We start from the raw sequence: 13975 nt of genomic DNA, 5'->3' as shown, positions 1-13975 counted from the left end.
TCTGGCTCCATTACGACACTTCTATGGCATATAGCAATGATTATGCTCATATTCATGTGTAAAAACAGTCAGACTTCTGTTGGCGTCTTATAGAATTCGACTCAAATTAGCTAGAGCAACTGACATTGACCGGAGGTTTATCATCGGGAAGTGGTGAAATATCGGATGGAGTTTCCCGATCTGGTTGTCTGGTATAGGGCTTAGACAATAAATCGAATAATCGTGCGACTTCACCAAAGTCACCGGCTTCGGCACGTTCGATTGCAATCTGGGCCATGTGATTACGCAGGATATAGCATGGATTCGCCGCATCCATAGCTGATTTACGTTCAATTTCAGGGCGTCCAGAGTCTGTAATCAGCGCTTTGTATTGTGCGGCAAAATCGTCAAAGGCAAAAATGTCGACAATTTCATCGCGTAATGATATCCAGCCTTGAGGCGTGTCATCGGAGAAGAGACGAAAGCTATTGGTATAATCGAGTCGATTTTTTTCCAGTAGGCGCAAGAGCTGAGATGACAGTTCGAGAATGCCGTTTTGCGAGGCGTTCAGACCGAACTTTTTGGCCATGCCTTCCGTGTAATGATGAAGGAATTCAGGCTCAAAGGTTGCAAGGAGTTCACTTAAAGACTCTTTGGTCACCAAGGCATCAACGCTGCCTAACGGTAATAATTGGCCCAACCAGACCCACAGATTCCAGTGAGCAATGCTGGGTTGATTTTGATAAACATAACGTCCTTCGCTATCAGAGTGGTTATTAATCCACGTCGGCTCAAAACGCTCCATAAATCCATATGGACCAAAATCAAGCGTACTGCCTGTAATATTCAGGTTATCTGTATTCATGACTCCATGTGCAAAACCGACCAGTTGCCAATCCGCAATCATTTTGGCTGTACGCTGAATGACTGCACGTGCAAAGGCAAGATTGGGTGATTCGGCTGTGAGACATTCAGGATAGTAGGTTTCGATCATGGCATGCGTAAATGCAGGCAAAGCATCGGCTGCAAAGCGATTGATCCACTCAAAGTGTCCTAGCCGGACATGGCTATCCGCAACGCGGAGTAAACAGGCGCCGCGCTCTAGTGTTTCACGTTGCACTGGGGTCTCGGATGAGATAAAACCCAGTGCATTGGAAGAAGCGATACCTAGTGAGGAGAGTGCATGACCGGCTAAATATTCTCGAATGACTGAGCGTAACACAGCGCGTCCATCACCCATTCGCGAGTAAGGCGTTAGCCCGACACCTTTGAGGTGTAAGTCTTGAAGCGTATTATTTTTGTCGATAACTTGGGCGAGGAGTAATCCACGACCATCGCCGAGTTGACCCGCCCAGTGACCAAATTGATGTCCCGCATACACCATGGCCAATGGATCAGAGCCATCAAGGCGTGTTTCACCTGCAATAATGGGTACCCACTGATCGGGGGCAGTCTCTTGCCAGCCGAGTTGAGTGGCTAATGCATGATTAAAATGGCCAGCAATTGGATTTTTAAGGGGCTTAGGCGGTTGCTTGTGAAATAGGCGAGGATCAAGGCGAGCGTAGCGATTATCAATATTCATAGGAGTGGTTCGCAAAAACGGCGTTATTCAAGTGCTTTGAATAACGCCGCAGATAGGGCAAATAAGGCATCGTGTGATTGTATGCAAGAACGGCGCTTAAGTGTTGCACCGTGCAATGCGAAATAACAAATTAGCCCGCACTTTTCACAAAACGAATACCGCGCAGCGCAGATTCGAGACGTTCAGCATGATCATGGAAGCGTTGTTCGATGAGATGGAGATCCGCTTTTAAACGCATATCCACATCATGAATCTTCTGAGAAACTTCTGCTTTTTTGAGCAAGAAGGCTTGCTCTTTTAGCTTGGTCCACTCGTGAATGGTATGGCTGAATGCTTCATATTCATGTTTGAAGTGATGACGAACTGCCTCAATATCGTGCTGCATATCATGACCATAGCTAGATACTGCGGTCGAAATATTGGCCTCTGCACGTTTAAACTTCATCGCCACTTCTGCATGCAGAATGGTGAGTGTCGGGATACGTTTTAAGTTATAAGTCAGTTTAATTTTTGACAGACCTAAGATTAACCATTTGGTTGGGTCAAACTGCCACCATTTCACGCCATTACGGTAGTCGTATTGGAAAATATGGTGGAAGTTGTGGTAACCCTCACCCCAAGTGACGAATGCAAGCCATGGGTTATCACGTGCTGTGTTTTCATCGGTATAAGGTTGGCTACCAAACATATGTGCGAGTGAGTTAATGAAGAATGTCACATGATGGCTGATTACGAGGCGCAATAGACCGCCAAGCATAAGGACACCCCAAACGTCACCAATGGCCCAGCCTACAAGTGCTGGTAGGGCAATATTAGTTAATAAAACCAATGGAATATAGTAGTTGTGCTGAAACATGACCATACGATCATTCAGCAAATCTGGTGCATTTTTGTAGTTAGCTTCACCGCTTGGGTAGTTACGCAGCATCCAGCCAATATGTGAATACCAGAAACCCCGTTTAGCAGAGTAGGGATCACGGTCCACATGATCAACATGCTGATGGTGGGTGCGATGACCAGAAGCCCAAAACAGCACACTGTTTTGAATCGCCATGGTGCCACCGATCATCAGAAAGAAACGAACAATCCAAGTCGCTTCGTAGGTACGATGTGCCCAAAGACGATGGTAACCTGCGGTAATGCCCAAGCCATTCCATGCGAGAAAGAGCGCGAAAACAACCCACGTAGCCATGCCGACATGATGAGACCACAGATAGGTCGGAACCAAGATTAACGCGGCAATCGGAGTCAGCAGTAAAACCAATGCACCGGGCCAATTAATTGGTGGACGTTTAGTCTGTGGGGTGTTTTCAGGTGAAGAAACAGTGTCGGTCATAACCAAAAGGCTCTTTAATAATAAGAAGTGTGATGTATCTAAATTAAAATAATAAAATGTGACTTTAATGACAATAACAATGACAGTAGCCAAAACAAGTTATTATAAAAATAATAACTAAAACAAGCTATTAAAAAGAAATAGACGCTTCAACTTCAATTCTGAGCGGTTATTTCCAATCCAATCGAAGTGTACTCTATCATGAGAGTACACTTGTGCACTAGTCTAACAATCGTAATTTTATCTATTTCCGATGGAATTATGGAGCATTCGGGTAGGGTGGTCAGTAATTAGCCCATCTACCCCCCAAGACTGTAGTTCTTTTGCGCGTTCAATCGAGTTGACAGTCCAGATGCTGAGTTGCAAATTGGCCTGCTTGATTGCTGCAATTGCCGAAGCAGTCGCCAATTTGTCTGACAGACCAATCCGCGTGCAGCCCAAATCTCGGGCGACGGCTTCATATGAGCCTTCCATATCACTGTGATGAGGGGTATCAGAGTGCAATTCAAGGAGTAGACCTGTCTTTAACGTATGCTTTAGGTCATCTCTGAGCCGTTTTAATTCTGCAAGGATACGCACATCAAATGAGGTCACTGTTATGGCTTTGGCATTTGCCCAACCGTCTAGTTCCTCAATGAGTTGTAGACAGACATCTTCAACAGCGGTTTGATCTTCCACTGCTTTCACTTCGACTTCGATATGTTCGAAGTCGATGATGAAGTAAAGAACTTGCTGCAAGGAGGGGACCGGTTCTGGGTGGGTCCAATCCGCCCATCCTTGACGATTATCGAAACGATTTAAATCGGTGATGTTGAGATTTAAGAGGAGGTCAGGTTGTCCTGCTGTACGTTGTAATGTCGCGTCATGGAGTACCGCTAACTGTCCATCTTTTAGTAAACGGACATCAAACTCTACCGCTTTAAGTCCAAGATTAATAATATGTTGAAAACCGCCAAGGGTGTTTTCAGGGGCTTCGCCGCGTGCGCCGCGATGTCCAATAATTTTCATTGCTCAGGATCCGTGATTGCTTTCAATAGCTGCTTAAGCAGCTGATGACTATTTAAATGTTTGCTTACCTAATATCGGTGTCAGCAAGGGTTCAACACCTTCTGCACGAATTTCATCGATAAAGCCGAGTAAGTCGACTCCGGGGATGAGATCTGGTTCAGCGTCTATCGGCGTCATCATGCTATCCCAATGGCATGGGATGATCCAGCGTGGTTTTACCAAAGCCACAACTTCTTTAACATAGTTGGGGCGGTACTGACGACCAATGGCGCATAAACACAGAACATCGACCTGGATGCCTTTGAGTTGTTCAGGGATGAAGTCCGCAGAATCAATATGCATGATCCTTAGCGAACCTGTATTGACCACCCAGTTTAGAACCAAGCCATGTTTAAGATCACGCATCCGTGGTGGCCACGGCGGTGGCTCGGTAATATCACCCGGAATAGGAATCCGTCCAAAAACGCGGCCGTGAATTGAAGGCAATCCTTGGATGGTCCATGCTCCACTTGGAATTTCTTCGTGACCACTAGTCTCAAGAATTTGTGTCTCAGGCAACCCTGCTGCACGTCCCACCATCGCAACTGCACGCGAGCCAATCAGCCGCGCACCAGTTTGCGCACAGAGTTCAGGCGCATCCAAAATATGATCATAATGGGCATGACCAACCAATACGTCATCGGCGTGTGGAATCAAACGGCGAATTAGAGGCGCATTCGGGATCAGCGTCTTGGTCAAGGTTTCACGTAAATTTGGACGTGACACATAGGGGTCCAACACCAAAGTTCGGGACGGACTTTTTAAAATAAAGCCTGCAGTTCCCAGATAGGTGAATTCGACGGCTTCACCATCACTTTCCCCATGGTATCCATGAGGTTGATACCATTCTTCATGTGGTGTTTTGAGCCCAACAAGGCGCTTCCATAAAGCCATGATGTTCGCATCCCAGTAAAAAATTTAAATGAAGCTACACGATTGTTATGAAGATCAGGTGAACCCCTTTTTTCAAGCCTTACTTACCTAGACTCTGGCATGATTATTTTGTTTCGGCATCTTGTCTGACCCAAAGTACTTCTTGCCCGCCATCAAAACGCGAAATAACACGCGCTGCAACAAACAACCAATCGGAGAGACGGTTGAGATAGTGTAGAGACAAATCGGAAACATTATCTTCCCGATGTTTCAGGCTGGTTAGTAAACGTTCGGCACGACGGCAAATCGAGCGTGCAAGGTGGGCGTGTGCAGTAGGCACACTGCCTGCAGGCAGGATGAAGTTCTTCAGCATGGGTAACGTTTCGTTCATTTGATCAATACTTTTTTCCAAACGATTCACGCACTCATTTTGCAATATTCGGTAGTTTGGGATACACAGTTCACCGCCCAGATCAAACAGTTCGTGTTGAATTCGGCTGAGTAAGGGATCCAGTGTCTCGCCTTGATTGCGCTCGGTGAGGCTCGCACGGAGTAAGCCAATCGCACTATTCAATTCATCAACAGTCCCGTATGTTTCAACACGAAGGTCATCTTTTGACACGCGTTGCCCATCACCAAGTCCAGTCGTGCCGTCATCACCCGTGCGGGTGTAGATTTTGCTCAGACGATGTCCCATGGTGTGTGTCCCTTGAAGTGTTGGCAAAATTGCAATTTATATATGGCGCTATTGTGGCATCGAATGAGGTATATCCATAGTGATGCAACCCTTTTTTTAATGACGTATGTTTTTCAGCTTTTGTTAAAACCAGTTCAGTTTATACTTTGTTAAGTAGATGCAACTTTGATGAAATGAATACCCTATGAGTCGAGAGATTTCGAACCTTATTGAACTCGAGCAAGATCAGGCTGTTGATCCTTTGCTGAAGTACCGCGAGCAACATAAGAAGCGTTTGAGCTATATGCCATGGCTGTATTGGAAGCTCAAACCTAAAAACCGGATTTGGGCAGATCAATGGCAGCAAGAGTGGCAAACCTATCTGCAATCGATGGAGACCATCCGAATTGGTCGTGGTTGTTTTATTTCACCGGATGCGCACTTGTTTGCTGAACTTGGAAGGGAAATCGTAATTGGGGATGGTTCATACATTGCTGCTGATTGCGTCATTCATGGGCCGATAACGATGGGGCAACAAGTCGCTATCAATCATCACGCAACGCTAGATGGTGGGCGCGCAGGTATTCATTTGGCTGATCAAGCACGTTTGGCTGCTTATTGTCATCTTTATGCGTTTAATCATGGTATGAAGCTTGATCAGACCATTCATGAGCAAGCGGTTACTTCTCAAGGGATTTATATTGGTCGTGATGTTTGGCTTGGAGCCAATGTCGGAATTGTCGATGGCGTGACCGTGGGTGATTTTGCGGTAGTGGGCATGGATAGCACGGTGACGAAGAGCGTGGAGCCTTATGCGATTGTCGCAGGAAATCCTGCGCGTGTGATAGGGGATCGGCGGGAGAAGAAGTAAGGAAATAGAATAGGGTTAAAAAAACCGAAGCCAGTGAATCTGACTTCGGTTTTTTCTTGCCGCTGATTAACTATTAATGAGGATTAATAATTCAGCGTAATGCCTAAACTTGCCTGACGACGGGGTGCGAGGTATTGGCTAAGTGAACCAAATCCGGCAAAGGGTGCATTGGCCAATGCAGTTGCATACTTACGATCCGTAAAGTTTTCAACGTTGGCAAATAAGCGGACGTTTGGCAGTGCTTGCCAGTAACCACGTAAGTTGCCAATCGCATAGCCAGAAGTTGGATAGCTGTCGTCATACTCTTTGGCTTGACTCTTTGAAACGAGCTCAGCGCTAAAGCCATATTGTGCCAGTTGCAGACCGGCAGATGCAGTCAGCGTTTGACGTGGGCGACGGAGTAATTCGCTATCGCTGCTGCCATCTTGACCTTCTTTGATTGGCTGTACATACGCATAGCTACCGCTTGCAAACCAACCACTGTCTAGTTTCCATTTCAAACCGGCTTCTGCACCAGTGAGTTTGGTTTTGGCAACGTTCTGATTCTGAGATTTGAATGTAGCTGGGTTATAGATCAGGGTAATCAAGTCATCAATATTGGTGCGATAGACCGCAAGATTAGCATCCAAACCTTTGACGATCTGTTGGTTGACACCGATCTCGTAAGAGGTGCTTTCTTCAGGTTTAAGGTTAGGGTTGCTGACCGTATAGGTGGTTGAAAACAGTTCGAATGCGTTGGGTGCACGGAATGCAGTACCGACATTGGCATAAACACTGGTTGTCGGTAGAACTTGGATGCGGCCAGCAAGCTGTCCCGTAGTGTGGGTGCCAAATTGACGGCTGTCTTCAACACGAACCCCTGCTTGCGTGCTAAAGATGGCGTCTTGGTATTGGTGCTGTAGGTAGTAACCTGTTGATCGCGCATCATGATCAAAACTAATCTGATTACCAAGGAAATCAGTGCTCAGTGCTTTGGCATCGGCTTTATTTGAAGTGACTCCAAATAAGACATTTTGATGCGGAGCAAAGCCCCAGCGGATATTTAGGTCGGCTTCTTTTTGATCACTGTGAACGTAATCAGTGCTTTCATTTTGATCCAGTTTGTCAACAAACTGAGATACACGCAGATTGACATTCAAATCTGGCGCAATCGTATAGCGGCCTTTTAAGTTTAATAGGCGGTTGTTGAAGTCTTGAGAGGCAGGGGTATCGTAGTCAGAACCCGTGACATATTCTGACTTACCTTGATTACCCCGGGCTTCAAGAGATAACGCATATTGATCGTTATCAATTCCGCCTTTTACGGAGTAACCCTTTTGATCATAGCCCGAATCTTCTTTTGCAGTGGTCGTGACTGGTGAACCATCAGTTGACAGTTTTTGACCACGAATTTGTAGATAAGCATCATCTTTGACAAGGTCTGCGCCGAGGATTGCTTTATATAGACCGTTTTCACCGCCTTCAACGGTGGTAAAGAGGTTTTGTTTGGTTGGCTTAGCAGAAATCAGTTGAATGACACCGCCAACAGCATCGGAACCATATTGTACTGATGCTGGCCCTTTCAAAACTTCAATCTGACCAATATCGGTCGTATCTAAAAAGTTAATACCCGCAGCTGATGAAGTGGCGTTGTTGATACGCACGCCATCTAATAGTACTAGAGTGTGTTTACTTTCAGTCCCGCGTGTGAAAATCGAAGTTTGTTGACCATAGCCACCAGAGCTAACAATGTTTAACGAAGCATCTTGGCGCAATAAGTTTGGAAGCTCATTGACAGGTGACTGCTGGATTTGATCTTTATTGATCACAGAGATGCTTGCAGGCACGGTATTGATGGCTTCTGGCGCCCGACTTGCCGTGACCACAATCACAGGAAGTTGGCTATCTGGTGCCGGTTCTGCGGCATGTACGGTTTGGAGTGCGGCAAGCACAGATAATGATAATAAATTCGGTAAAAAAGTACGCGTTGACTTAAAAAATATAGACATAGCAATCTCCTAACACTCAAGCCCCGTGAGTATGTGGGTGGGATGATGTCTGAGATTGGTATCCGGACTGATGGTTGTGCATAACCATTTACCGTTGCGGGGTGCAGTGCTGGCGTTTAACCAGCTTCCCATTCGTCCAGCACATTCAAATGGCATTGAATAGGGCGACGAATCATCAAAGTGACGTTTAATCAAGATGAATGCTCAGAACGCGGCAAGTATAGCCAGAATGTAAACGGAATGTAATTGATTTGTGATGGGACAGGGAAGGATTGCTAAATATCTAAAATATCGGTGAGCAATTGCTACTACTTTAGCGCTTAACTTGCGTTAGAATACTTTTCATTAAAATTTTAGTCTTTAAGAGATTTACGTTGTCCAACTCCTCATCTCCTTTCACGTCGACACGGGTTAAAATCTGTGGATTAACACGTATCATCGATGTGCAAGCTGTCGTAGAGGCGGGTGCAGATGCCGTGGGTTTTGTCTTCTATCCACCCAGTCCACGTGCAGTGACTGCTGCACATGCTGCGACTTTGATTCCTTATGTACCGCCTTTTGTGCAAGCGGTCGGTTTGTTTGTGAATGTGGATGCAGAAGAATTACAGGATATCTTGAGCTATGTCTCTCTGGATTTGCTGCAATTCCATGGTGATGAAACGCCTGAACAATGCCAACAATTGGGTGTGCTTACTGGGAAACGTTGGATTAAAGCACTACAAATGAAACCTGATATGAATATTCAAACTGAAATCAAACGCTATAAAGATGCCGGCGCCAGCGGCGTGCTATTGGATGCATGGCATCCTGATTTGCACGGTGGGACCGGTTATGCATTTGATTGGGCGCGCTTCCCGAAGCCTGAAGATTTTGAGACGCCTTTTGCATTGATCTTGGCTGGTGGTTTGACGCCAGAGAATGTTGCGGAAGCGATTGAGCAGACTCACGCCTATGCGGTTGATGTCAGTGGCGGAGTTGAAGCCTCTAAAGGCATAAAAGATAAACAAGCCATAGAAAAATTTGTTGAACAGGCTAAACGACCCTCTCAACATGCTGAGCGATGGCGTCACTAATTTCAATTTGAGTCAATTTAAGACTTTTATACAGCAATGAAAAGCCAGCAAATACATGGCTTGGAAAATTATTTTGAAAGAATACGTGGAGTAATGTAATGGGCAGTTTAGATGTGAAATCAGACGAAAAAAATAGCTTGAAAGATCAGTTAAAAGATGTGGATTTTAGCGCAATAGATTTTACTCAATATCCTGATAATAAAGGTCATTTTGGTGTGCATGGCGGTCGCTTTGTTTCTGAGACCCTCATGGCCGCGCTTGAGGATCTGGAAAATCTGTATAACCGCATGAAAAATGATGCGGAATTCATGCGTGCTTTTGACTACGACTTAGCGCACTTTGTTGGACGTCCATCACCGCTGTATCACGCGGAGCGCTTAAGCCGGGAGTTGGGTGGCGCACAGATTTATTTGAAGCGTGAAGACTTAAACCATACGGGTGCGCACAAGGTAAACAACACCATTGGCCAAGCGCTGCTTGCAAAGTTATCTGGAAAAACACGAATCATCGCTGAAACCGGCGCAGGTCAGCATGGCGTGGCGACAGCAACGATTGCTGCCCGTTTAGGGATGGAGTGTGTGATCTATATGGGCGTGGATGATGTCCATCGCCAATCCATGAACGTCTACCGTATGAAGCTGCTGGGTGCGACCGTGGTGCCTGTCACCAGTGGTTCACGCACGCTCAAAGATGCATTGAATGAAGCCATGCGCGATTGGGTCACCAATGTGGATACGACGTACTACATCATCGGTACGGTTGCAGGACCGCATCCTTATCCGATGCTGGTTCGAGACTTCCAGTCGATCATTGGCCGTGAAGCGCGCGAACAAAGCTTAAAGCAAATTGGTAAATTACCCGATGCGTTGGTGGCTTGTGTGGGCGGCGGATCGAATGCGATAGGGCTGTTCTATCCTTTCTTAAATGATAAAGCCATCAAGATCTATGGTGTTGAGGCATCTGGTTATGGCGTTGAAACCGGTAAGCATTCTGCACCGCTCACTGCGGGTAAGATTGGGGTGTTACATGGCAATCGCACCTATGTGATGGCTGATGATGAAGGTCAGATCATTGAGACCCATTCAATTTCTGCAGGTCTGGATTATCCGGGTGTGGGTCCAGAGCATAGCTTCTTAAAAGACGTGGGCCGTGTGCAGTATGTACCGATCAATGACGATGAGGCACTGCAAGGCTTTCGCGATTTAACGCTGATTGAAGGCATTATTCCTGCGCTAGAGAGTAGCCATGCGATCGCTTATGTCAAAAAATTGGCACCGACCATGTCACCTGATCAGTCCATTGTGGTTTGTTTATCTGGACGCGGTGATAAAGATTTGCTGACTGTCGCGAAGCTCGACGGGATTGTGATCAGTTAACGCTATTTTTAGGAAATAGTGACTGAATCACATGAGGTCGATGTGAACTTATATTTGCGTTATTGCTGACGACAGCGAAAATTAATTTGGAATGATTTGATTATGTCTCGTATTGCATCTTGTTTTGCTACTTTAAAATCGAAAAACCGTAAGGCTTTGATTCCTTACATTATGGCAGGTGACCCTGCTCCCGAAGTCACTGTTCCTTTGCTGCATGCGATTGTTGCAGCGGGTGCTGATTTGATCGAGTTGGGTTTACCATTTTCTGATCCGATGGCTGATGGTCCAGTGATTGCCTTGGCGGCTGAGCGTGCCTTGGCTGCGGGTACCAGTACTTTTCATGCAATCGATATGGTTGCGGAGTTTCGTCAGACAAATACCACGACGCCGATTGTGCTGATGGGATATCTTAACCCGATTGAAATTATTGGTTATGAGGCCTTTGCTGCGCGTGCTGCACAGGCGGGTGTTGATGGACTACTTTTGGTTGATCTTCCGCCAGAAGAAGCCGGTGAGTTGGGTAATATTTTGGTGAAGCATGAAATCGATCCCATTTTCTTACTGGCACCAACTACGACTGATGCGCGGATTGAGCATGTGGTGAAAGCGGCACGAGGCTATGTGTATTATGTCTCGCTGAAAGGAGTTACAGGCTCATCGGCACTGGATACGGATGAAGTTGCCCGGCGTATTCGCACCATTAAGCAAAAAACGGATTTGCCGATCGGTGTGGGTTTTGGTATTCATGATCGCCAAACGGCGCAAGCGGTTGGAGTTGCGGCTGATGGTGTCATTGTAGGGACTGTACTGGTTCGTGCGTTTGCTGAAAATAACGTGACCGAAGCACAAGCGAAAATTGTGGCAAAGGTCCAAGAGTTACGACTCGCTTTGGATGACCTCAAATAATATCGGAGTTGACAATGACAAACGGAAATCAAGTTCAAAATGATCAATCGAACTGGCTGAATCGTCCAGTTCCAGGTATACATAAGCATGCCGTGGTGAGTAGTGAACGCCCGAATATTCCTGTCATTGTCTGCCCTGGGTGTGATAATGAGATTATTAAAAGTCGTCTCTCCGAGCTGCTCTATGTGTGCCCGCATTGTGATGAACATCTCAAAATGTCGGCACGCACGCGCTTAGAAACACTCTTTGATCAGGTTGATGCAGAATTGGGTCAAGAGTTTAATACCAGTGATCCGCTGCATTTTGTAGACAGCCTGCCTTATCCGGTACGTACTGTTGCAATGCAGAAGAAGACTGGTGAGAGCGAGGCATTGGTCGTGATGCAGGGTGCTATTGGTCCGCTCAAGTTAGTTGCGTGTGCTTTTGAATTTGACTTCATGGGTGGCTCTATGGGGTCTGTGGTGGGAGACCGTTTTGTCCTTGCTGCGGAGACCGCACTTGCTGCACGTCAACCTCTGGTTTGTTTTGCGGCTTCTGGCGGGGCACGGATGCAAGAGGGACTATTGTCCCTCATGCAGATGGCTCGCACTGCTGCAGCCATCCAGCGTTTACGTGAGGCGGGTATTCCGTATATCGTGGTGCTGACCCATCCTGTCTATGGCGGTGTGACTGCTTCGCTTGCGATGTTGGGTGATATCCATTTGTCTGAGCCTAAAGCCATGATTGGTTTCGCGGGTAAGCGCGTGATTGAGCAGACCGTACGCGAAGTGCTCGAAGAGCCGTTTCAGCGGGCTGAATATTTACTTGAACACGGCGTTGTTGATCAAATCGTTCATCGCCGAGAAATGAAAACAACAATTGCACGATTGCTTAGCAAATTGCTCAATGTGACTGCTTAAGATTTTATGAGTGATTCCATTTTATCCTCAAACGCTCTCCCTAATGCACAAAGTTCTTTAATCCAGTGGCTTGAATATTGGCAAAATGTTCATGCCACTGCGATTGATATGGGGCTGGAGCGTGTTCGTCCTGTGGCCGTTCAACTGGATGTACTAAAGCCTAAAGCATCCGTCATCACGGTGGCTGGAACCAATGGCAAAGGGTCTACGACTACAGTCATTGCATCTATCTATAAGGCCGCTGGCCTGCAAGTCGGTTTATACCAATCCCCTCATATCCAATATTTTAACGAACGCGTGCGCTTGAATGGCACGCCTGTAGATGATCAGTTATTGATTCAGGCATTTGTAGAGGTCGAGGCCGCGCGTCAAGCGTGTGGTCTATCCCTATCATTTTTTGAAGCAACGACCTTGGCTGCTTTTTTAATTTTTAAACAACAAGACTGTGATGTCTGGGTGCTTGAGGTTGGATTGGGTGGTCGTTTAGATGTGGTGAATTTGATTGATCCGGATGTTGCGGTGATTACCAATATCGGGGTCGATCATGTGGAATGGCTCGGGGATAATCGAGAAGCCATTGGGTTTGAAAAAGCTGGAATTCTACGTCAAGGGATTCCATTTGTCTTTGGTGAACTGGATATGCCCGTGAGTGTCCAGTTACGTGCCAGCGTACTGAACTGTTCAGTTAAGCAAGTGGGCCGTGACTTCCAGTGGGGGAGCGTGACTCATTTAAGCCAAGATACGACTCAAAATCCAATAAGTGAACATGTAACGTTTTCTGAAAACTCTTATTTTTATACAAATTCAGCCGAAACTTTATGGTTACCTGTAGCAAGTCTTGCATTACATAATGTAAGCGTTGCGATTACAGCCGTTTTATTGAGTGAAATTGATGTTTCATATCATGCAATAAATCAAGGAATTGAGTCTGCTAAATTGGCGGGGCGTTTTGAATTACAGACTTATCGAGGGCGGCGATTGATCGCGGATGTTGCTCATAATCCGCATGGCGTAGATTTTTTACTAAAGCAGTTGACAGTTTATTGCAAAAAACATGTAACGCGTCATATTCATGCTATATTCTCTATGTTGGCGGACAAAGATATTGCCACTGTGGTCGATATGGCTAAGGGCATGATTGATCATTGGCATGTTGCTGTACTGGATGTGCCGCGTGCTGCGTCTATGGAGCAGCTTCGTGCGGCTTTGCAAAATGTGCAAGTCACTTTTTATCCGAGTATCGCTACCGCACTGGATGGTGCACGAGATGCCGTGAATGATGATGATCTGATGCTGGCATGGGGATCATTTCACACGCTTGAAGAAGTGTATGCACAGCGTAATAGTGTTGAGCTTTTGAATTAATTTC

General features: G+C 46.2%; 12 protein-coding genes and 1 riboswitch. Of the genes, 6 read left to right on the top strand and 6 right to left on the bottom strand.

Going from position 1 to position 13975, the window contains the following annotated elements:
* Positions 1–106: 106 nt before the first annotated feature.
* The 5 genes from ACLHG7_RS15560 to ACLHG7_RS15540 all read right to left on the bottom strand — a co-directional run bounded on the left by ACLHG7_RS15560 (position 107) and on the right by ACLHG7_RS15540 (position 5514).
* A complete protein-coding gene (locus ACLHG7_RS15560; protein ID WP_410211885.1) occupies positions 107–1561 on the bottom strand; it encodes a protein adenylyltransferase SelO in 1455 nt (484 codons plus the stop codon).
* Positions 1562–1691: 130 nt separating this feature from the next.
* Entirely contained in the window at positions 1692–2897 is a 1206-nt protein-coding gene (locus tag ACLHG7_RS15555) for an acyl-CoA desaturase (RefSeq protein ID WP_410211884.1), read from the bottom strand.
* Positions 2898–3137: 240 nt separating this feature from the next.
* The gene (locus ACLHG7_RS15550; RefSeq protein ID WP_410211883.1) at positions 3138–3905 is read right to left on the bottom strand and encodes a glycerophosphodiester phosphodiesterase; all 768 of its coding nucleotides are present in this window, start codon (positions 3903–3905) and stop codon (positions 3138–3140) included.
* A 48-nt stretch (positions 3906–3953) separates the two neighbouring features.
* Complete coding sequence (locus tag ACLHG7_RS15545; protein ID WP_410211882.1) at positions 3954–4838, bottom strand: MBL fold metallo-hydrolase; 885 nt, start codon at positions 4836–4838, stop codon at positions 3954–3956.
* 103 nt (positions 4839–4941) lie between these two features.
* On the bottom strand, positions 4942–5514 hold the full coding sequence (locus ACLHG7_RS15540; protein WP_410211881.1) for a cob(I)yrinic acid a,c-diamide adenosyltransferase: 573 nt from the start codon (positions 5512–5514) through the stop codon (positions 4942–4944).
* A gap of 184 nt (positions 5515–5698) precedes the next feature.
* Here ACLHG7_RS15540 and ACLHG7_RS15535 point away from each other — a divergent pair, with 184 nt between their 5' ends.
* Positions 5699–6364 carry an acyltransferase gene (locus tag ACLHG7_RS15535; RefSeq protein ID WP_410211880.1) on the top strand — a complete coding sequence of 222 codons (666 nt, stop codon included), beginning with the start codon at positions 5699–5701 and terminating at the stop codon, positions 6362–6364.
* Positions 6365–6447: 83 nt separating this feature from the next.
* On the opposite strand, the gene ACLHG7_RS15530 is transcribed toward ACLHG7_RS15535, so the two are convergent.
* Positions 6448–8352: a TonB-dependent receptor plug domain-containing protein gene (locus ACLHG7_RS15530; protein WP_410211879.1), complete on the bottom strand. Its 1905-nt coding sequence runs from the start codon at positions 8350–8352 to the stop codon at positions 6448–6450.
* A gap of 35 nt (positions 8353–8387) precedes the next feature.
* A riboswitch (cobalamin riboswitch) is annotated at positions 8388–8527 on the bottom strand.
* 199 nt (positions 8528–8726) lie between these two features.
* Here ACLHG7_RS15530 and ACLHG7_RS15525 point away from each other — a divergent pair.
* The 5 genes from ACLHG7_RS15525 (at position 8727) to folC (ending at position 13971) form a co-directional block, all read left to right on the top strand.
* Positions 8727–9425, top strand: a complete 699-nt coding sequence (locus ACLHG7_RS15525; RefSeq protein WP_410211878.1) for a phosphoribosylanthranilate isomerase — start codon at positions 8727–8729, stop codon at positions 9423–9425.
* Positions 9426–9523: 98 nt separating this feature from the next.
* On the top strand, positions 9524–10801 hold the full coding sequence (trpB, locus tag ACLHG7_RS15520) for a tryptophan synthase subunit beta (RefSeq protein WP_410211877.1): 1278 nt from the start codon (positions 9524–9526) through the stop codon (positions 10799–10801).
* 102 nt (positions 10802–10903) lie between these two features.
* The gene (gene trpA / locus ACLHG7_RS15515; protein ID WP_410211876.1) at positions 10904–11707 is read left to right on the top strand and encodes a tryptophan synthase subunit alpha; all 804 of its coding nucleotides are present in this window, start codon (positions 10904–10906) and stop codon (positions 11705–11707) included.
* A 14-nt stretch (positions 11708–11721) separates the two neighbouring features.
* Positions 11722–12606 carry an acetyl-CoA carboxylase, carboxyltransferase subunit beta gene (gene accD, locus ACLHG7_RS15510; RefSeq protein WP_410211875.1) on the top strand — a complete coding sequence of 295 codons (885 nt, stop codon included), beginning with the start codon at positions 11722–11724 and terminating at the stop codon, positions 12604–12606.
* A gap of 6 nt (positions 12607–12612) precedes the next feature.
* Positions 12613–13971 carry a bifunctional tetrahydrofolate synthase/dihydrofolate synthase gene (gene folC, locus ACLHG7_RS15505; RefSeq protein WP_410211874.1) on the top strand — a complete coding sequence of 453 codons (1359 nt, stop codon included), beginning with the start codon at positions 12613–12615 and terminating at the stop codon, positions 13969–13971.
* Positions 13972–13975: the final 4 nt, after the last annotated feature.

The sequence above is a fragment of the Aquirhabdus sp. genome (genome assembly GCF_046462495.1).
Taxonomy (GTDB): Bacteria; Pseudomonadota; Gammaproteobacteria; order Pseudomonadales; family Moraxellaceae; genus Aquirhabdus.
Note: the sequence above shows the minus strand (reverse complement) of the source record. Positions and strands in the feature narration are given on the sequence as shown.